The sequence below is a fragment of the Vibrio splendidus 12E03 genome (assembly GCF_000272105.2).
Classification (GTDB): domain Bacteria; phylum Pseudomonadota; class Gammaproteobacteria; order Enterobacterales; family Vibrionaceae; genus Vibrio; species Vibrio splendidus_I.
The window spans coordinates 13,327-33,007 of sequence record NZ_AJZD02000240.1 but is presented as its reverse complement, the minus strand read 5'-3'; the positions used below and the strand labels follow the sequence as shown (position 1 = coordinate 33,007).

The 19,681-nt window shown below is 51.1% G+C and carries 25 protein-coding genes and 1 pseudogene; 25 read left to right on the top strand and 1 reads right to left on the bottom strand.

From position 1 onward, the window contains the following. From A142_RS15770 to A142_RS24790, 8 genes and pseudogenes are all read left to right on the top strand, one after another. Positions 1-314 (top strand): annotated as a pseudogene (locus A142_RS15770) (hypothetical protein); the annotation flags it as partial. 9 nt (positions 315-323) lie between these two features. After that, positions 324-824: a hypothetical protein gene (locus A142_RS15765; protein WP_019825449.1), complete on the top strand. Its 501-nt coding sequence runs from the start codon at positions 324-326 to the stop codon at positions 822-824. Between the two features lie 30 nt (positions 825-854). Further along, on the top strand, positions 855-1,118 hold the full coding sequence (locus A142_RS15760) for a hypothetical protein (protein ID WP_019825447.1): 264 nt from the start codon (positions 855-857) through the stop codon (positions 1,116-1,118). Then, positions 1,115-2,080, top strand: a complete 966-nt coding sequence (locus A142_RS15755) for a hypothetical protein (RefSeq protein WP_019825445.1) — start codon at positions 1,115-1,117, stop codon at positions 2,078-2,080. Before A142_RS15760 ends, A142_RS15755 begins: the two co-directional genes overlap by 4 nt. A 21-nt stretch (positions 2,081-2,101) precedes the next feature. Further along, positions 2,102-2,539: a hypothetical protein gene (locus A142_RS15750; RefSeq protein ID WP_019825442.1), complete on the top strand. Its 438-nt coding sequence runs from the start codon at positions 2,102-2,104 to the stop codon at positions 2,537-2,539. A 173-nt stretch (positions 2,540-2,712) separates the two neighbouring features. Next, positions 2,713-3,696 (top strand): trypsin-like serine peptidase, encoded by a 984-nt coding sequence (locus A142_RS15745; protein ID WP_019825440.1) that lies wholly within the window; start codon positions 2,713-2,715, stop codon positions 3,694-3,696. A 961-nt stretch (positions 3,697-4,657) separates the two neighbouring features. Beyond that, positions 4,658-5,332: a hypothetical protein gene (locus tag A142_RS15735; RefSeq protein WP_241813122.1), complete on the top strand. Its 675-nt coding sequence runs from the start codon at positions 4,658-4,660 to the stop codon at positions 5,330-5,332. Between the two features lie 329 nt (positions 5,333-5,661). Beyond that, entirely contained in the window at positions 5,662-5,874 is a 213-nt protein-coding gene (locus A142_RS24790; RefSeq protein ID WP_198599742.1) for a hypothetical protein, read from the top strand. Positions 5,875-5,902: 28 nt separating this feature from the next. On the opposite strand, the gene A142_RS15730 is transcribed toward A142_RS24790, so the two are convergent. Further along, positions 5,903-6,484, bottom strand: coding sequence for a DUF2913 family protein (locus A142_RS15730; RefSeq protein ID WP_019825434.1), 582 nt, complete (start codon positions 6,482-6,484; stop codon positions 5,903-5,905). A 218-nt stretch (positions 6,485-6,702) separates the two neighbouring features. Between A142_RS15730 and A142_RS15725 the strand changes: the two genes are divergently transcribed. The 17 genes from A142_RS15725 to A142_RS15645 all read left to right on the top strand — a co-directional run bounded on the left by A142_RS15725 (position 6,703) and on the right by A142_RS15645 (position 19,681). Next, the gene (locus tag A142_RS15725; RefSeq protein ID WP_019825433.1) at positions 6,703-7,371 is read left to right on the top strand and encodes a hypothetical protein; all 669 of its coding nucleotides are present in this window, start codon (positions 6,703-6,705) and stop codon (positions 7,369-7,371) included. A 2-nt stretch (positions 7,372-7,373) separates the two neighbouring features. Further along, the gene (locus tag A142_RS15720; RefSeq protein WP_240699202.1) at positions 7,374-8,075 is read left to right on the top strand and encodes a TIGR03759 family integrating conjugative element protein; all 702 of its coding nucleotides are present in this window, start codon (positions 7,374-7,376) and stop codon (positions 8,073-8,075) included. Then, positions 8,051-8,569, top strand: coding sequence for a hypothetical protein (locus A142_RS15715; protein ID WP_019825431.1), 519 nt, complete (start codon positions 8,051-8,053; stop codon positions 8,567-8,569). Before A142_RS15720 ends, A142_RS15715 begins: the two co-directional genes overlap by 25 nt. Further along, positions 8,566-8,958, top strand: coding sequence for an integrating conjugative element protein (locus A142_RS15710; RefSeq protein ID WP_019825430.1), 393 nt, complete (start codon positions 8,566-8,568; stop codon positions 8,956-8,958). Before A142_RS15715 ends, A142_RS15710 begins: the two co-directional genes overlap by 4 nt. 33 nt (positions 8,959-8,991) lie before the next feature. Beyond that, positions 8,992-9,180 carry a hypothetical protein gene (locus A142_RS15705; protein ID WP_017108830.1) on the top strand — a complete coding sequence of 63 codons (189 nt, stop codon included), beginning with the start codon at positions 8,992-8,994 and terminating at the stop codon, positions 9,178-9,180. Further along, positions 9,170-9,364 carry a hypothetical protein gene (locus A142_RS15700; RefSeq protein WP_019825429.1) on the top strand — a complete coding sequence of 65 codons (195 nt, stop codon included), beginning with the start codon at positions 9,170-9,172 and terminating at the stop codon, positions 9,362-9,364. The genes A142_RS15705 and A142_RS15700 overlap by 11 nt, the downstream gene beginning before the upstream one ends. Further along, a complete protein-coding gene (gene traD / locus A142_RS15695; RefSeq protein ID WP_019825428.1) occupies positions 9,361-11,520 on the top strand; it encodes a type IV conjugative transfer system coupling protein TraD in 2,160 nt (719 codons plus the stop codon). The genes A142_RS15700 and traD overlap by 4 nt, the downstream gene beginning before the upstream one ends. A 15-nt stretch (positions 11,521-11,535) precedes the next feature. Beyond that, positions 11,536-12,183 carry a DUF4400 domain-containing protein gene (locus A142_RS15690; protein WP_019825427.1) on the top strand — a complete coding sequence of 216 codons (648 nt, stop codon included), beginning with the start codon at positions 11,536-11,538 and terminating at the stop codon, positions 12,181-12,183. 163 nt (positions 12,184-12,346) lie between these two features. Further along, positions 12,347-12,649, top strand: coding sequence for an RAQPRD family integrative conjugative element protein (locus tag A142_RS15685; protein ID WP_019825425.1), 303 nt, complete (start codon positions 12,347-12,349; stop codon positions 12,647-12,649). Then, positions 12,642-12,884 carry a TIGR03758 family integrating conjugative element protein gene (locus A142_RS15680; RefSeq protein WP_017108825.1) on the top strand — a complete coding sequence of 81 codons (243 nt, stop codon included), beginning with the start codon at positions 12,642-12,644 and terminating at the stop codon, positions 12,882-12,884. Before A142_RS15685 ends, A142_RS15680 begins: the two co-directional genes overlap by 8 nt. Then, positions 12,881-13,225 carry a TIGR03745 family integrating conjugative element membrane protein gene (locus A142_RS15675; RefSeq protein WP_017108824.1) on the top strand — a complete coding sequence of 115 codons (345 nt, stop codon included), beginning with the start codon at positions 12,881-12,883 and terminating at the stop codon, positions 13,223-13,225. The genes A142_RS15680 and A142_RS15675 overlap by 4 nt, the downstream gene beginning before the upstream one ends. Then, the gene (locus tag A142_RS15670; protein ID WP_019825422.1) at positions 13,225-13,557 is read left to right on the top strand and encodes a DUF3487 family protein; all 333 of its coding nucleotides are present in this window, start codon (positions 13,225-13,227) and stop codon (positions 13,555-13,557) included. Before A142_RS15675 ends, A142_RS15670 begins: the two co-directional genes overlap by 1 nt. A gap of 12 nt (positions 13,558-13,569) precedes the next feature. Continuing rightward, entirely contained in the window at positions 13,570-14,226 is a 657-nt protein-coding gene (locus tag A142_RS15665) for a PFL_4703 family integrating conjugative element protein (RefSeq protein ID WP_019825420.1), read from the top strand. Beyond that, complete coding sequence (locus A142_RS15660) at positions 14,223-15,083, top strand: TIGR03749 family integrating conjugative element protein (protein ID WP_019825418.1); 861 nt, start codon at positions 14,223-14,225, stop codon at positions 15,081-15,083. Before A142_RS15665 ends, A142_RS15660 begins: the two co-directional genes overlap by 4 nt. Positions 15,084-15,085: 2 nt before the next feature. Further along, positions 15,086-16,552 carry a TIGR03752 family integrating conjugative element protein gene (locus A142_RS15655; protein WP_019825416.1) on the top strand — a complete coding sequence of 489 codons (1,467 nt, stop codon included), beginning with the start codon at positions 15,086-15,088 and terminating at the stop codon, positions 16,550-16,552. Further along, positions 16,539-16,955, top strand: a complete 417-nt coding sequence (locus A142_RS15650; RefSeq protein WP_017108819.1) for a TIGR03751 family conjugal transfer lipoprotein — start codon at positions 16,539-16,541, stop codon at positions 16,953-16,955. The genes A142_RS15655 and A142_RS15650 overlap by 14 nt, the downstream gene beginning before the upstream one ends. After that, positions 16,955-19,681 carry a conjugative transfer ATPase gene (locus A142_RS15645; RefSeq protein ID WP_019825414.1) on the top strand — a complete coding sequence of 909 codons (2,727 nt, stop codon included), beginning with the start codon at positions 16,955-16,957 and terminating at the stop codon, positions 19,679-19,681. The genes A142_RS15650 and A142_RS15645 overlap by 1 nt, the downstream gene beginning before the upstream one ends.

Below are 19,681 nucleotides of genomic sequence, written 5' to 3'. Positions count from 1 at the left end.
AGAAAGTCAAAAGCGTCAATCACAGTGGTACTGGCATGAGCAAAGTGTGCAGTGCCACCCGCAATGCGGTGTCCTCCACGATTTGTGGTGATACGCGTGATGGCGTTGGCACCAATGAATATGGCGGGAATTACACCTTGACGGTCGATAGCGCGAACATGCAGCGCGTGAAGGTGGGCATCACCAACATCGATACGCAATACATCGATGACTTGGCCGATACGCTCGCTAAATTGAGTGCCGGTAACTGTAACAGCGCCGCCAGCTGCGCGACCTTAGCGGTCGCTGGCAACACCATCACTGTGACGCTGTAAGGAGTCGGCATGAATCTTACCTCCCTCACGCTTGCCAGCACGCTGCGCACCTTGGCCATGTTAGGCGTGGTGACTGGACTATTGCTGGCTTACAACGGCGCGCGAGAAAAAGCGTTATTTAAGCGAACAACCTCAGCGGTCATGCAAGCGATGGATGAGCAGATACGCAGCGAAACCGAACGTACTGATTGTCTGCACATACCGATTGACGACGACATCAATACGTTGGTCAGTGAGGGGTGGTTGGAGGCGAGCATCCGAGATAACAGTCCTTGGACGCTCGATATTGCCTATCAGGCGAGCCGTAACAGCGGCCGCGTGATAGGTAAGCACCTCACGTTGACGGCGCACTCCAGTCAGGAGGCGACTCGCCTTAAAGAACTGGCTCAAACCGTGATAGGCAGTTGGCAATTTCAAGGTCGAACTTTAAAGATACTTGAAGTCGTTAAAGGACCAACCGATGTATCGCGCATGGAGTTTGACCCAGCTACGGCGTGTTTTGCTTGGTAAAGGTAGGCTTGCCGAATAAAGGAATGAATGATGAACAATAAAATGAAAACGCGCTTATTTAAAACAGGCCCAATGATGAATCAAGATACCAAAGTTGGGCTTTGGTTCTTGTTACTTTGGGGATTAGGTCTAGTGGCTGGCGTTCAAATTGGCATGAATCATAAAGAAATAATGAATGTGCTTAACGGAAGACCGTCATTTTTCATATCGGTATCGTGTCCCGATGAAGGCCTAAGAACCATTCAATGCGAGGAGTATAGTGCCCTGATGAAAAAACATGAGGAGTCTCGATGATGAATAGTGCCTTCAAACAACGCGGCGTGGGGATAGTCGAGTTTCTCATTACGCTCGGGCTCAGCCTAGTGATTGTGGGTATCAGCTACCCGGCGTATCACAATTATCAGGAAGACGAGAAAGCGAAAGCTTACGGTGAGCACATTAGAGTGCTGATAGAGCGCATTCATCAATATCAATACTACAAGATCACCGAAGAAGGGGTCGATTCGACCAGTCAAGCGAGTTGGCCAGCAACGTTGGATAACCTCATGAACGATTACCCTGAGCAATACTGGGGCAGTTGCACGATTGATCGAGAACTCAATGGTGAATGTAAGTTGCCCGATTACGTGCCGTGGAGCCATTCGCGTCTGAGTACTTACTTTTACACCGACCTTACGCACATACCGGCATTTAACGAGCACTTAGTGATTCGTATCCCACTTCATGAATTAGACAAGGATGCGAAAGAGTGGACGCGTTGGTCAAACGTGTTGATTGACATTCCAGGTGCCGAGCGAGCGGGTAATGATATCGATATTACCTTGCGTCAAGCGACGTTGGCACTGATGTACGAAAACATTGTCATGCGCGATGGTTTCACCACGTTAACCGGGGATTGGGATGTGGGCGGAGCGCACGGTATTACCAATGCCAAGGATGTCACGCTTAGAGCCAGTGATGGGTCGCAAATACCAGTGAGTCAATACCTTGTTAGCGTGAGTCGAGCCCAGCACGGCGATTGGATAGACAAACCACAATGCATTGCAGGCCAAACCCCACAGTACAAACTATCTATTTCAAAAGTAGAGATAGATACCCGTTATTACACCTTACTTGGTGGAACCAAACCTTACCTCATCAACGAAACCGCCACTCGTTGGCAAGTGGGAATGTCCACTATTGTGAAAATTAACAGCAGTAAACAACAAACAAAAGTGACGACCGGTGAAGCGTTATTGATTGCCAATTGTCGTTAACCCTAAAAAAAGGAAAATACCATGAAGTCATTATTTAAACGCATACTCTTTGGGCTGGCTACCCTTGTTTTTATCTTACCTCCCGTGATGGCCAAAGTGACCCTGGAGGATGTTTATAAAGCGGATGAAGCTCAGCGAGCCCAAGACTTAGCAGAGTTTGAGCAATACAAACGGGATTACAGTTATCCGCTGGAGCCAAGCATTAACCCTAACCCTTCAGGTCAAGTGGTTGAGTTTTCAACCGGTGGGGAAACAACGTCCGTGATCACCAAAACACTCAAACCAACGAATGGGTGGGTATGTGCTTTGAGTAAAGTCAGTGGATATTATGGCCGTGGTTTAAAAGGAACGGATGCGCATGTCTATCAATCTGGTGGGTACTGGAAATTAACTTCAGGACGAGCCAGTTGTGGGGGGTGTGCCGTCTCAGCCAAAGCCGTTTGCTGGGAAGTTGACTAAATCCCACATATAAAAGTAGGGTAGTATGATTTCATACTGCCTTGCTTTCATATAACCACCGATCATATTAATGACCTTGTTAGATGAAAAGATCATAGTTAATACCGTGATATTTCAGATGATTAAGTGTTGAAAATGGTATAATTATCTTCCATCAAAAAGGAGTGTTAATCATGAAGAAAATAGCTGTGGGTTTCTCCATTTCTTTACTCTCAAGTTCGGTGTTTGCGATTGAAAATGGTACGACTGTCAATTGGCAAAATGACTTTGATGATATAGTGGAAAACAATTGTACAGGTTTGGTTGTGGGAGGTAGACTAGTTTTGACGGCCGCCCACTGTCCCGACTTGAGTGTTATTACTTTTTCGAATGGAAATGTGGATGCTGCAAGTGGACGGGTTGATCATCCTAGCTACCTGTGGGCTTCCGATGGCTCACCATACGACGTCTCAATCTGGACCTTGTCTCAAGCCGCTCAAACCCAAAATATCCATTATTTTGCAGATTTAAGCGTCCCAAACATCGCACTTGGCGATGACATTAAAGTTTACGGATTTGGAGGGGATCACCCACTATCATATGCTTCCGCGTCCATCACTCGCCTATCGGATGCTTATAAGACTGCTTTTGAAGTTACATCTACAATCGGAGATACCACACAGGGTGATAGTGGTGGAGTTTGGCTTAATAGTGATAGCAACATTGTTGCTATTAATCGTGGTATTAGAGGTAGCCACCAAACATCCGGAACCGACCTCACTTACGCTAAAGACTTCCTTTTAGAGCAGATTAATGGCTGGCATTATCCAACGGTTTTCAAAGGAACGGGGACTCAAACGATTAAGGTTCAGTCTTTACACCAAAACTCCGTGGTGGATGCCGCTTACGTAGCTGGAGATGTAGCGATAACCGGCGGTACATGCCAAACCTTGCCTGCGATTGATTCGTTTGATACCTGTACGTATGAGCTCGATGTGAGCGGCTCTGGTCAACTGCATCTAACCACTAATGAAGTGATTGATATCAACCCTGTGACACCGACTCCCGTACCCCCTCCAACAACGACACCAAGTTCTGGTGGCAGCGGTGGTTCTCTCGGCTTTTTATCTCTATTTGGATTAGCTGTTTTTGGACGTTTAAGAAAGAGACAAGTCTGATATGGATTACAAAATCAATGACCCTGTGGTACTTGAAATGCTCGATGGTAATGATTGGCGCGTAATACGTACCACTTACCGTCAAGCCATACGGCTGCTCAGAAAAACGCAGCATCGCGGGTATTTGTTGTACCACGAGGGCGCGCGGTGGGATGCAAAAGCCTGACACTTTCACGCTGTTCAATTGTCGGCTTCATCTTGCCCCAACAAGCGGGGCTTATTGCCGTCAAAATGAACCTTATTGGATAATCTTGTGATACTTTTTATCAACACACTCTTACTTTTCATTTTCCTACATAGATTATTGACCCTCTCTCATGCCCCTTCCGCAAAGCTAAATTTGATTAGGGGGATCAAAGGTATCGTCATTATTATGGTCGTCACGGTCTGGTTGATGCCGCTTCATCTCCCTTTATTCCTCAATGGCGGTGTTCTTCTTTGCACTGCGTGGATAGGTTTTGGTTACAGTGTAAGGATCGCTTTGAATGATCTCACCTTACTCAAGCTAACCCCGTCCTTAAAGAAAAACCAATACCATGTTCACCTTTCAACGGCGATCTATCCTTTTACAACAGATACGTACCGAGAGCTCGAACTATTGATTGAATTGCTCCCAAAATACAGTGGGCAATCATTAATACTAACGTCACCTCTACTGAGTAAGCACGGCTCATTCTTTAACATTGAACAATTAAAGCCACTCCCTGTGAGTATCGAGGCTTCTTATCATTCTTATTGGCGTTCACCGCTAGCGTTTCTGGGATTGTGTTATTACAAGTACATCCAGCGTGAAACTATTCTTATGCATTCCGATTTATCAAGGCAATGTCGAATACATTTAACGTTGCCTAGAGTCGATGGCGTCTAAAGAGGTGATGTCAATATGAAAAACTTGGCTGGTCATGACATTTCCCTGTTTCTTTTTCGGTTTGTTCTTCATCGTAGAGGGATCAATTTTGTCATGAATGAGGCCATTGCGGAGGATTTATACCCAGAGACCGAGCTAAAACTCAAACCTATCGTACACGCCTGCTCTGAAACGCTCTTGCGCTATAAAGACCAATGTTGCGGGGAAACCATCATGGACGGTAATCTATTGGTGGATGGCGACTTTGAAGTGATGCTATCGCCAGGGCTGGGCCGACATTTCATTCTGGAAGAGAAAAAGAACCTTTTCTCTGATGCTCATGAGATTGCTAAGTTGCTGATGGATGTGATGGACAGGCGAACGATTGAGATTGACTCTGGGGAGTATCTAGGCCCCCAAGCCGTGATCAGCTCTATCGGTCGTACGGGAATGAACCTTCAAGGGCTTGAATCGTTGGGGAACCGACAACAAAACACCTTTATCACTCAACTTCCTCAACTCTCCAAGGATGTCCTTCCCGATGGAGTCAATGCTAGAGTCAGCTATGATCATCGTGGACATTGCATAATGTTTTTACACGATAACTTCGGCGTGATAGGAAAGGTCGTACTGGTTGATGGATTCATGCCTAATATCATGGCTGAATTGTCTAAAGAGCGCTCAGAGCATGTTGATATCAAAAAGACACTAATGGAACAAATCCTTACCGCGATTGAAGTTGAGTTAATTAATCAAGTTTCGTCGTCGAGCTCTACCCTACGTTATTAAACAATATCGAGCGGTCAGGAAAGGAAGTGCGAAGTATTTTCTTTTCTGATTGCTGTGCAGGTAGGGCGCAGCCCGTAGGACGGCATAGAGTCCTTACAAGAAGGCGATTTTCATAAGGGCCTTTCCAAAAATCGGATGATACAGAGTAGTTTCGCTCGCTAGGCCACAAGTTCTTCCTCTTTATACCCTGACATTCATTACTTCTGGATTCATTGTATTAGAAATTTTAGCGAATATGGAAGAGGTTTTAGCGAGCACCTTTACAGGGATTTGATGCTTATGAGTCTGACACCGTATATGATGCATCACCCTCGAATAAACCACAGTTAATGATGCCAATCACGAAACCAAGCTTAATGAATGCCAATCTCAAACGATTCATGGGGAAACCCAAATTTCGCATCGAGGAAGCGCAATCCCTTGATGATTTACTTAGCCACACCAGTTATGGCGTTCGTTGTCATGTTGGTAAGCTGTCGGTGAAGATTGAAAATGGGTGTTTAGTCAAACACCGTTATACTCAAGGCAAAAAAGAGTCATAGCATCCCAAATTCTACGCTGAACTGCTTATTATCCCTTTCTGTGTAGTAAAAGATGAATCACTTCATGTTCATCCACATGGTCGACTTCCACGCGATAAATGCCGTTAGTTTGCACCGCTTCAATAAGCGCTTTTAATCGTTCGGTTTTAACCGTCATAGCCAGTGGTTTGATTTGGTTATTGTCTTCATCAAACCCATTTTCAATGCCTCTCTCTTTCATATAGAGCGTATCCACTTCAAGGTCTTTTTCTATGTCTTCCAGCATCGAGGGGAATTGATGCTGTTCAAATAGACCACTCAACATGATGTAGAGTTCATCCGCCTGTGAAAACTTAGCCTGGTACTCAAGGTTCAGACGGTTCACATCCCACAACTTTTGCTCAAGGTTGCCGATGGGACTGCGGCCAATGCTGAGCATGGTTTTGATTTCAGGTTTACACGTTGAAAACTGAGGCTGTTTGACTTTTGGTTTGATGAATTTCACGAGTCGTTCATTTCTTCTTTTCACTGTCCAGAACCCACCTTGCTTGCTCATGGTGCAATAGAGGGCGAGCAGCGCGTGGGTCGCGAGTGCATCAAGGGCTTGATAGTGTTTCAGGTTTCGGCTCATACAGTCATTCTATCTGATCAATTAAAACAAGAGTTTACCAGAAAAGAGCCCAAATCAATTGGGTGTGGTTCGCTTTAAATAAAAAAACCAGAAATGATAGCATAATTTTAAAAAATAATACTCGTTAGAAATACATCCACCAATGTATTTCTAATCGAGATTTTTCTAAGGTGTTTTTGCTACGGTCGTCCCATCACTGACAACCGTAGGAGCGAGGTGTGAAATTCACTCTCAAAACGTTACTTAGAGGGCTACTGTTTAGCCTGTGGAGCCTAATATTAAGCGCCGCTTGCCTGTTCGCCTATCAGCAGGTTTTCTCACCGGTTCAACAGGAGAGCTTTGACTCGCGATTGGACGCACTGCATCAAAGTTTGGTGTTGGCGATGAATGAAAGCCGCGACAAGGAGCGTCAAGCGCGCATTGAGGCGCTGAACTCATTGCAATTCGCGCTTGATGGGTTAACCCAGCGCATCGATGAGCAACAGGGTGAAATCACCGAGCTCATGAACACGCAATCCAATCAAGGCGCTCGTTTGGATGAATTGGGCTTAGACAGCAAAAAACTAGAAGTATTGGAAACAAAACTTCAACGCCTCTCTCGTCAATCCACAACAAAACATGCGCCCCCCGTGCGTGCCAAACCTGTCGTTAAGCCCACAGTAAAAACGCCGACCATTACCGCGCCTTTTGTTTTATTTGATGTGCAAACGCGGGGCCATACCCAACTGGCGATAGTCGGTAAACCTGGTGCCAGCACACTGGCAGAGTTATCCGCCCTTCAAGCAGGTCAACATTATCTCGGTTGGAAAATCACCGCCGTTAATGACCAACATATCGAGACGCTCTACAAAGGCCAACGTACAACGTTAACGGTCGGGGAGGGATAAGGATGAAGATGAAGGTTTTCATTTTATGGGCAATGTGCACCTTACTGCCAATTTTCTGGGTAGGGGCAACAGAGCTTGAGCGCAATCAGGCCTCACAAACCAACATTGAACGTAACCAATCCCGCTCGCTGAGCGTCTCGCAAGACGCTCAATATTGGCAGTTAAGTCAAGCGGACTGGACGCGCTATGAGCAATTAATGCAAAGCCCACTCACCTATGACATGCAAGAAGCGAGTCCCCTAGAAGTCTTAGCTCAGTTTGCGCGCAGTGGTACTGAACGTGCCCGCTTAGCTGAGCGTTTGGTGGCGTTTGATAAAAAGCGTACCGATGGCTTGTTGGCGCTGGAAGTGGCGTATCGCGCCGCGTGGGCGCGGCTCTATCCCAACTTGAAACCGATAGGGCCACGATTGCCAGAGCGCGTCGCCCTGTTTGTGCGGGCGGGATGCGACACCTGTGTGGATGCGCTTAAACAATGGCGCTCTCATGGCGTGGCCGTGGATGTGTATATGCTCGGGGGGAATAACGCAGAGCTGCAAGCATGGGCCTCAGTGGCTGGAGTGCGCCATAGCGATGTCGAAAAACAGTGGATAACGTTAAATCACGACACGCGCGCTTTGTGGATGACCCTGGCTAAAGGCAAAACTGTGCCCGTGGCCATTTCAGAGCAAGGGGAAGGCCAATGGTCGGTCGTGGCGTTGCCTTAATCATAAGCTTGTGGTGTTTTGGCGCTCAGGCGGCCATTCCGCCGTTGTATCAGAAGGTCGCCGCTCAGCACGGTATTCCTGCGAGCGTGCTGTACTCCTTGGCGCTCGGCGAAAGCAAAACCCAGTTGCAAAGCGGCGCAGTTCGCCCTTGGCCTTGGACGCTCAATGTCAAAGGTCAATCCTATTTCTACGCGACATACTCTGAAGCGTGCCAGGCGCTGCATGGCTTTTTGAAATACACACAGATGGTGGATATTGGCCTCACGCAGCAAAACTGGCGCTGGCAAAAAGATCACTTTAACCGCCCGTGTGAGGTCTTCGACCCTACGGTGAACCTCAATCACGCCGCGGTCTTGCTCAACGAAGGCATGCGCAAACACGGCAGTTGGGTAAAAGCGGCCGGATATTTTCACAGGCCCGGTGGGGGCGAGCCGGCTCGGCGCTATGAAGCCACCTTTGCCCGTCACTTACAACAATGGAGTCCCTCGTTATGAATCGTCGTTTAACACTCATGACTCTACTCTTGTTGCTCAGCAGTCATGCCTTGTCGGCCGCAGATTTATTGCAAGGGATGGTGCCGGTGAGTACGCCGCAGTTAACCCCTGGCAAGGTGGAACGCCGCACGCTCAAACAAAGCGTGAGCACGCCTTTGTTTATCGTTGGGGATGATGCGTTATCCCATCGCTGGCTCAGTACGAAGCGGAACTATCTAGCGAGCATTGGCGCCATAGGGATGGTCGTCAATGTGCAGACGAAGGCGGGGTGGCAGCGATTCAAACGCTATAACTTAACGCTTTACCCCGTGGCAGGCCGTGACTTTGCCGCCGCTTTTGGCCTTCGCCACTACCCGGTACTCATCGAGCGCGGTGAGCTCAAACAATAATCACATTCACGACTTTTAATGAGGACAGCGCCCATGCCGACCCACGCTTTATCTTATGCCGACATTCAACGCGCGATTAACACCACCCATCAAGTTCTGGAAAGCGCGGCGCTGACGCCGGTGATTCTGGCGCTCGCCCAGCAAAGCCAGGCACACAACGTAAGTCCTGAGCGCGCTTTAATGATGCTATTAAAACCTCAAGGAGACGATGATGAGCATTAACAGTGACAACCCTTTTGCACAGCGCTGCTTACCCCCAAAGAGTCTTGAGCTGCCGCCCGCTAAAAAGAGAAGCGATAAAGCCAATACGGCGCATCAAGTGAAGCGCCGCATTGAAATCCTCGAAGAGCGCTGGGCCTGGCAGCGTGAGTGGGGGATGACGCTAGACGATGAGACCTTACAATGAGTGGTTATGCCGAAGGTCTGCTTCGTCCTGCCGATGAACTGCTGAGCGCAGCTATGTTTAGCATGGCCGCTATCGTGGTGGTCATCGCCCCACAAGTGTTCATGCTGGCCTCTGTTTTCGCGCATCCGCTCGGTTTTTGCCTTGGCTTGTGCGCGCTGGTTCGCCTAAAACAAGGGCTTTCCGTGCTTGGGTATCGCAAGCAATTACTTCGCATGCCCTATTGGGCGATGAACTCCGATGACATGCCGGTGTATCAAAATAAACTCTTTCTCGGGAAAGGCTTTCTAGTCCTGCCTCGCCATGCTCAGCGCCTTTATGATACACGTCAAATCTGGGCAGAGCGCTACGTCACACCGTCTAAACTCTATCGCTTTGCGCGCACCATGGAAGCCAAGTACGAAGGCAAATGGATAGAGCGCTTTTGGTCTGGGAAACGTGTGATAGCCAGGGCTGGTAAAGGCTGGGGTATCATTAACACCTTTCTTAGTGCCATCAACCCGGTGAAACCTTTACCCCCGGTAGGGGGCGACTCTCGAATGCACGGCATCGGCCTTGATGAAGAGGTCGATTGTTTATTGCCGAGCAGCGCGAGAGCGGGGCACACCTTAGTGCTGGGTACAACCGGGGTCGGTAAAACGCGCCTTGCTGAACTCTTGGTAACGCAAGATATCCGCCGTGGCGATGTGGTGTTGATGTTTGACCCTAAAGGGGACGCCGACATGCTGCTTCGCATGTACATTGAGTGCTTGAGAGCAGGGCGCCTCGATGAGTTTTATATCTTACATTTAGGGTATTCCGACCAAAGTGGGCGATATTCCCCCGTCGGCCGATTTGGCCGTATTACGGAAGTCGCGACTCGCGTTTCTGGTCAACTCGACGGCGGCGGCAACAGCGCCGCGTTCAAACAGTTTGCGTGGCGATTTGTCAACATCATTGCAAGGGCGCTGGACGCGCTAGGTAAAAAGCCCGATATGGCCGCTATCCAACGTTATGTGACCGCCATTGATGAGCTGTATGTCGATTACTGCGTGAAAAAGCTGCCGTCTTACCACCCCAAAGCAGCGGAATTAGTCACCGCACTAGAAAGTAACGTCAACGAAAAAAACACTCCGCGTCACCTGCAGGGGCGAAGCGCTCGCGTGGTCGCCCTTGAAATGTATTTTGGCGCGCACCCCGCTGCAGACGATGTGCTGGCCGGACTTCGAAGCGCCATCCAGTACGACAAAACCTATTTTGATAAAATTGTGGCCTCCTTACTGCCCTTGCTCGAAAAGCTCGGCACCGGTAAGACCGCTGAAATTATTTCACCGGTGCATACACCGGGTGATGAGCGGCCCATCATCGATTGGCGAGAGGTCATCATGCAAGGGGGCGTGGTGTATGTGGGGTTGGATGCACTTTCTGATACCACGGTGGCCGCAGCGTTCGGTAACTCCATGTTTGCCGACCTATGTTCGCTGGCGGGGGAGATTTATAAGTTTGGTAACGCGCCGGGCTTTGCCAAGGTCAAGCCGCGCAACATCATGATACACGCCGATGAATTTAATGAGCTGATTGGCGATGAGTTCATTCCTATCCTCAACAAAGCACGCGGGGCTAAATTTGTGGTGACCGCCTACACGCAAACCGAATCCGATATTGAAGCGCGCTTAGGCTCGCCCGCAAAAGCGGCGCAAACCAAAGGTAACTTCAACAGCTTGATATGCCTTCGGGTTCGCGAGCAAAAGACCGCGCAAATCCTCACCTCCCGCATGGCAACCGTGACCATCAAAGACATTGTGCCCGATACGGGCGCCAGTGATGCGCCCGGCAGTCAGGCCGGGTTTCACTCAAGCAATAAAGACACCCTGCAAAATAAAGAGGTGCTGCTGGTCAGCGATAACGACATCACCAACCTACCCATTGGCCAAGCCTACGCTGAGCTCGAAGGCGCCAAGATTTGGAAACTCCGCTTTCCATTGCCAGGCAATGAGGGCGACCTCGAACTGCCAGAGGATATCCAAGCCTTAGTCGATGGGATGCTCCAAAAAAGTCAATCAGTCAAAAGTACGCACGACTGGCTGCACGACACCGAGCAGTTCAACAGCTGGATGAATAATGCCTACCTTGGGCTCGATGAAGATGAATCAAAGTCGCCTATTCATGAAGTGCAATAAAATCCAGGAGGCCTTGTGGCAGAAAAAACACCAAACCCACCCGTAAAGCGAGAAGAGCCGACGCCTTGGTATGGCCTACCTTTTGTGGCTCTGGGGCATCTTTTCTGGATATGGGTACTATTAATACTGATCGAATGGTTCGCGCCTTTTTGGGGACAAGTAACAGGGCAACACGCCAAAACCGTATTGGTTGAGCACATCACCTTGCTGCAAAGCGATCAGCCGCATCTGGCGGCTAAGGTGATGGGATTAGTGAATGCACTGAGTCAACGCATCGAGACACTGCTCAGTATTGAGTTTGATGGGGCATTGGCTTTTGCGAACGTGTATTGGCACGGCGTGGTGTATGTCACCCTCGCGCTGTTTGTTCGCGTCGCGCTGCTTTTTTTAAGTTGGCCTTTGTTCTTACTGGCCAGCTTTCTTGGGGCATTCGATGGGCTGATCTCTCGTCAGCGACGCACCGCCTTTGTCGGGCGTGAAACCGAAACTACTCATTACTACGCGCGCCAAGCCGTCTCTATGACCATGATCGGGGCCGGTTACTTATGGTTGTTCATTCCTGGGATTTGGCCCCTATCTCCGACCTTAGTGTTGTTGCCTGCAGCAGGCATGACAGGGTTACTGGTTCGCACCAGCGTGGCGAGCTATAAGAAGTACCTCTAAAGATTCGCCCTAGACTGGCGCCTGAATAAATCCTTTTGGAATTATATCATAATTTCAAAAATTAATACTCGTTAAAAATACATCCACCAATGTATTTCTATCGAGTATTTTCCATTGCCTTTTTGCTAGCGTGTTGACGTCTTTCTAATTAGGAGTCAACACCGTGAAATGGCCACTTTTATTCTGTCTGAGCGTGCTCAGTCCTAACCTGTATGCCGACGTCGATACCGAGCAGCGAGAGCTGGCTTTAGTGTCTTCGCAGCTGAACACCCTCGACTACCTCATCACGCGCGCTGAGCGCGAAGCTGATTATCGCGCCGCGCGTCAGTTTGATTACGATGCGCTGCGCCTTGATATCCGCACCCTTCAAGCGGGCATTGATGCTTATTTACGCCCTGAACGCAGCGCGCCAAAGCCAATCACCCCACTGGGCGGCGACTACCTCGTGGACGCGCCTCATGAATGATCCCCTTTTAGCCTTTGAGCATGGCGCAGGATTTGAGGCCAATACGCTGGCATTGGTGTTAGCGGGCCTCACCAGCGCCTTGCTGATGCTCTGGATGCTGTGGGTGTTCTGGAGCGGCTTTCGCGGCATGAAAAACAAAAAAGTGACCAAAGAGGTGTTTCGCCGCTTGGTCTTTCGCGCCGTGTTTATCTTTCTCATCCTGCAATGGTTTTTATATTACGGAGTCGCAACATGATCCAACTTCGAGCGTTTTTTCTTTTTGTCGTCACTTGGCTGCACAGCCTGAGCGCGATGGCGGACATCCCCACCAACAATACCCCGTCTCAGGGCGGCAGTGACAACATCTTAGAGCTCATTTACGCCTATGCCTACGACATCTTGCTTTACGGTGGCGGCATCTTCATTGCCTTCTGCTTTGTCTATTTCCTGGGTCACATCTGGGATGTATTCAGCAAAATCAAAGAGAAACAAGCGACCAAAAAAGACCTGCTCAGTGACGGCGTGATTGGCGCTGTGCTTTTGCTGCTGTCGGTGTGGGGGCTCAACTACGGCCTTGATATTTTGGAGGGTGTGTAATGCACAGCGCTTCAACCTTAAACGTCATGCCCCCGTTTTATAAAGGTCTGTCGATGGGGGAGATGGGGCTGCTGGTCCTGGTGTGCATGAGCCTCACGGGATTGCTGGGGTTGGCGCTGTACTGGGCGTTTGGCGCGCTGCTCATTTTGTTTACCGCTTTACTGCTCGGGGCGCTCGGCGCTTTTGCACTGCCCAAAAGCCTCATGCGAAAGCTCAGCCGCATAAAAACGCACCATTGCCAACATTACGCCAGCAAACGCTTTGAACGCTGGTTTCACCCAGAGCGCTATCACGTTGAGGCGCGCCGCTTTGCCTGCAAACGCATCGGCTGATAAGGAGAAAACATGAGTCAACCACCGAAAAGTCGATTTCGCGCCTCACTGGCCGGGCGAGACAGTCACATCCGGTCGCTACGCGGCGCGCTCGCCATGATGAGCACTCTTGCGCTGGTTACCACTTGGGGCTGGTATCAAGCAGGGCAAGACATCACGGTGCATACACCGCCCGATTTAAGCTCAGGCTCCTCACGCCCGTGGTGGGAGGTGCCTAAGCCCAATGTGTATGACTTTGCCGTCAATCTATTTGGACTGATTAACCGATGGCCCAGTGATGGCAATCAGCAATACAGCGAGAACCTGCATCGTTACACCGATTACCTGACGCCCAGCTGCAAAAAGGTCTTAACGCAAGACTTTCAAAACAAGCGCCGCACAGGCGAGTTGTCGGGACGCGAACGCAGTCTAGCGCCTATTCCCGGTTACGGCTTTTCAGATTGGCGCGTCACCACGCACAGCCGTGACAGCTGGACAGTGCAAGCCGATTTAGAGCTCAAAGAGTACGTGGATGGCACCTTAGTCAAACATAACTTCATCCGCTGGCCACTGCGCATTGTGCGTTACGACATTGACGCCGAGCGCAACCCTTGGAAGCTCGCCATTGATTGTTTTGATGGCCCAGCGAGAGAAATTCAATTCAATGAAGCGCAGGAGACAGAGCAATGATGCGAACGCTGATGAAAAGACGTGGGGGACTGTGGCTGACATTGCTGCTGAGTTTGATGACTCACATTCATGCTCAGGCCAGTACGCTTCGCGCCATGGAGTGGCAGGGCGTCCCGCTGCAAGTGGTGCTCACGCCAGGGCAAGAGACCATTTTGACCTTGGGCAGCGACGTGCGTGTCGCGCAGCCGGCGCACTTAACGCCTTATCTGTCGGTTACCTCACTGGCAGGGCGACTTTACCTCACGGCTACTGAGCCTTTTGATTCAACTCGCCTTCAAGTGATGCGCTTGAGTGATGGATTGCGCTTAATGCTCGATGTCAGCGCCAAAGCGGGCGTGGTTACCCCGCCGCAGATTGATATTGTTTTGCCCGGCGGTAAATCAAAAGGCAATGACCGCCAGATGGGCTCTACTACTGAGCCCCAAATGGCGCCGCAAGCCCTGTTGGTGCGTTATGCCATGCAAAGTCTTTACAGTCCATCGCACGCCATTGAGCCTTTATCTGGCGTGATGCGAGCGCCGATGGGGCTGCCTCGTGATATCAGCCTAAGCGCGTTCAGTCAGTGGCAAGTAAGCGCCAAACCCATCGCGGCTTGGCAATTGGGCGAGCAGGTGGTGACGGCCGTCAGCCTAACCAATAAGGCATCAAAGCGTGAAACCCTCGACCCACGACTCGTTACTCTCAGTCCTCGCTGCTTTGCACTGCGCTGCACGGTGAGCTTTTCCCATCCTGAAATCGGGAACGCAGGCTCACCCACCGCCCAAGCGACGGCCTTTATTGTCACGCCAGGGCCCCTGGCAGGGTACCTATTACCCAGCCGTTTACCTAGCCATTTACCTAACCATGGAGGGGAGTAGCGATGTTAAATAAAGGAAACCCCGTCATACGACTGGCGGCGCTTATCGGCGCGACCGGCTTTATCGCCATACTGGTCATTGCAGTCTTAAAGCCGTCAGACATCGAAGTCAACGTTGAGCCCGCCGAAGACACCACCCCGGTCAGCGTGACGACGTCACAAACCCAAGCACAAGTGCTGCAGGCGTTTGATGACAGCCCATCCGATACCATTCGAACGCTCAATGCCGCGTACTCAAAAAGTGAAGCCGAAAAAAAAGCGCTCTCGGACGCGTTAAAGCAAACGCAGCTTCAGGTTGAAAATCAGCAAACCCAAAACAGTGAGCAGGTAAAAGCCCTTGAAACCCAATTAAGTCAGCTTGCCCAAAGGCTCAATTCGTCTTTAAACACGATTGAAGAGAAAGTCAGTCAAAGCCGAGACCACCTCAAGGTGCGTCAAGCGCCAGTGCGTGAGGTGATAGATGTCTCTTATGACGACCTTGGCATTGATTCAGGGCGCCAGGGACTGGCCGTGGGCACGGCGCCGGGCGGCTATCACCCATCCATTGAGACTCAGGGCGCAGCTCAAGACAACTGGGTTTGGACCGAGCCGCTGGATGCAACTCAAGACAAAGAGGGCAACTGGGTAACGCCTGCCACCCAAGCGGTTAAAAACGCCTTGAGCTCGGCGGACGATGCGTTTACCCGCCAAACCGGCCGATTTGATGCCAATCAACAAGACGGAATACCAGTCTACACCCTGCATCGCGGCACCATGTTGGCCGATGCAGTCAGCATGACCGCACTGATGGGGCGCATTCCCTTGAACGGCCAAGTCACCGACCCTTATCCGTTTTCGATGATTCTAGGGCGTAAGAACCTGATGGCCAGCGGGTTTACCCTGCCGGATGTCCAAGGGGCCATCGTGACGGGTACGGTCACCGGCGACTGGAGTTTGTCTTGTGTGCGCGGCGTGGTCGAATCCATCGACTTTATTCGCGCCGATGGCTCGATACTCTCTTACCCAGAAGAACTTGAGACGGTAGATTCGGGGTTTGACGGTTCATCGATTAAAACCACGGATTTGGGTTTTCTGGCCGATCCCAACGGCAACCCATGCCTAACCGGGGAGCGTATCTCGAATGCCCCTGAATACCTCACCACCAAAGGATTGCTTGACGCCGCTTCTGCAGCGGCCAATGCCGTGGCCATTTCACAGCAGACCATTTCGGTCGATGGCTCAACCAGTACCTCAGCGTTGACGGGCAATGCGGCGAAAAACGCCGCCGCTGAGTCTGCTGCAGCGTTCACGGGCACCGTTTCAGAGTTTATTGAGGCGCGCATGGGCTCAAGCTTTGATGTGGTGTACACCCCGCCCGGTACTAAAGCCAGTATTCACCTTAGAAAACCCGTGACACTGCGCGCACCAGCGATACCTGTACGCGTGCGTTACGACACTCAAACCCAAGGAGCGACGTATGAATTACCGTAACCTTATCAGCGCGATGAGCCTGCTCGGATTACTGGGCTGCTCAACGTCGCAAGACGACACCTTACCCAATCCTCAAACCAACTCCGAGCAAGTGTGGCAAAACCAAATGTCAGGCGGCGGAGCCAATGCTGATTCGCTTAGCCAAACGCAAGGCGAGCTGCGTATGCCGCTCGATATGACCACTTTGGCGCAGCGCCAAAGCGACTACACCCGAGACAGCTGGCGTGAAGCGACCAACGTTTTTCCAAGGCTACCCAATCCCGATGTGGTGCTCTATGTTCTGCCGCATCAATCGGGCGCACTGCCGGTGCCTGGATACAGCACCGTCTTTCCCTTGTATGAGCGCGTGCATTACGCCGCGCCCCAGGACAGTCCGGCTAATCTGCCCAAGGAGCGTTGGTAATGTTGAAAAAAATGCGTCATGCCATCACCCACTTTTTTACCGAAGGCAAAGAGTTGGAAGCCCCAGCCATCGATTACAGCGTGCCACCGTCGTTTGCGGCCAAACTGCCTTGGATTGAAATCAGCGATAAAGGTCTGGTGCAACTGGAAGACGGTCGTTCGATGGGTCTGTTTTTTGACATTACGCCGCTGGTTACGGAAGACAAAACACAAGCGCAGCTTGAGCGGGTGGTCTCAAGTGTCGCCCACACCCTCACCGCCTTGATTGACGAAGACAATCCATGGGTGGTGCAGTTGTTTGCCCGTGATGTCGACCGATTTGACGATGCGCACGAGACGTTACTCAACAGTGCGCGCGTCGATGATGCATTCACCCGCGCCGTGCTCGATGAAGACCGCCGCCATTTCGACCTAATAGGACGAGAGCAAGGTATCTTTGCGGTGGACGGTCGCCCATGGCGCGCCCGCGAGCGCCAGGTTCGTCTCGCCATTTATCGCTGGCTCCCCGAAGACGCCAGTGAAGCGCTGCAAAAAACCAACCTTCGCACCTTAAAGAGTCTTAGGCGCCGCCTGTTATCTCCGAGTACATTCAAAGATTTAGGCATTGGCATCAAGGCCAGCTCAGGCGAGAGTATCCACGCTTGGCTCAGCCCCTTTTTTAATCCCTCTGGCATTGCGGGCGAAACCCTGCGTTATCGCCCGCCACGCAGCTTTATTGACCAAGATTTCTCCGAGCGACTGCTAAGAAGCGGGGTGCGTTCAGACGTTGAAAACGGCTTATGGTGGTTTGAGGGGGAGAACCCCATCGCCACGCGCGTGATGGAGCTCGACAATTGGGACAATGAGACCTTTTTAGCGGGCGCCGTATTTGGGGAGGTCATCGGGGATGAAGCCATCGACAAAGGCGAAAAGCGCCCACAACACGTCCTGTTCGATGAGTTGCCCACCGGCACCATGATGGCCATGACCTTAGTCGCGCAAAGTAAGGCGCAGGCCAGAGCGCGCCTTCGCACCGTTCGAGAAGCGGCGGTGGGGGAAGAAACGGAATTAGAAGTCATTCGAGATACCTGCGACAGCTTTACCACCCTAGTTGAAAAGCATCCACTGTGGCGCGGTCAACTGGCGTTCTACGTGCAAGGGGAGAGCGTCAGTGAAATAGAGGGCCGCACAGAGTCGCTGCGCGCAATATTCAACAATCGCGATCTGTCGCTGCGCTTTGTCAAAAACAGCGACCAAGAGTCCCCGCTGGACAGTTACCTTCGCTGGCTACCGATGAACTACCATCCCGAGCACGACGACAAACTGTGGTACTGCGGCTGGGTGTGGCTGGAAGACATGCTCTCGCTCTCACCTCTGTTTGGCCGCGCAACCGGCACCGGCAGTGAAGCTTTCCAATTTTTCAACCGAGGCGGGGAGCTCTTCGGCGTCGATCCGCTGAGAGACCAACTCTCTAATGCGCACCTCAATCTATTTGGGCCCTCTGGCTCCGGCAAATCCGCGACCTTAGTGGGCATGTGTTTACGCCTGCTGGCGATTCATCGCCCAAGGCTGTTCATCATCGAAGCGGGCAACAGTTTTGGATTGCTGGGGCAGTACTGTGAACGTTTGGGGTTATCGGTCAACCGCGTTCAGGTGAGCGCTCACTCTAAAGGCTTGATGGCGCCGTTTGCCGATGCCAAACACTTGGTCGGCCAAGCCGTGCCTCACGTCAGTGATGAGAAAGCGTTGGACATTGAACATCTTAATGACAGCGATTCGCCAGACGATGAAGCGCGGGACATTTTAGGCGAGCTGGAAATCATGGCAAGGCTGATGATTACCGGCGGTGAGCAGCGCGAGATGGACGATTATCGCCGCGCCGACTCGTCGATGGTGCGTGATGCGATTAAAGAAGCTGCAGAGCATTGCCACCCTACAGGCGAACAAGTGCGCCCAGAGCACATCAAAGGCGCGCTAGAGCGTTTTAGTCAAGATCTGAATAGACCTGAGCCCCGCCAAGCACGCGCCCGCCTGATGAGCGAAGCGATGGCCTTTTTCTGTGATGGCCTAGAAGGGCAAATCTTCAATCAAGAAGCCGAGCACTGGCCAGAGGCGGATGTGACCATCATTGACTTGGGCCTCTACGCCAAAACCGGGTATGAAGCGCAAATGGCCGCCGCGTACATCTCTTTGATTAACCGCATTAACGGGATTGCGGAGCGCGACCAATACTCAGGGCGTGACATTGTCACCCTAACCGATGAAGCGCACCTGATTGTCACCAATGAGCTACTCGCCCCTTACGCGGTCAAAATCGTCAAGATGTGGCGAAAACTCAGTGCGTGGTTTTGGCTGGCGACGCAAGATTTGGCCGATTTTCCGGCCATTGCCCGCAAGATGCTCAACAACGCCGAGTGGTGGGTGATGCTCAACATGCCAGAGGATGAACTCAGTCACCTTGAATCGTTTAAAAAACTCTCCGAGGCGGAGAAAAATCTCATCCGTTCGATGCAATCGGAAAAGCACAAATACAAAGAAGGCGTCATCACCGGCATGGACAACACCCTAATGCAGCGCTTTTGCATTGTGCCGCCTGCGCTCTACCTGGCACTGGGTGAAACCGATGGTCCAGCGAAAAGAAAACGCCAAACCCTCATGGACTTACACGACATCAGTGAGCTCGATGCGGCGCTGATCAAGGCCCAAGACATCGAGCAAGCGCGTCTTGACTATCTGGGAGAGGAATAA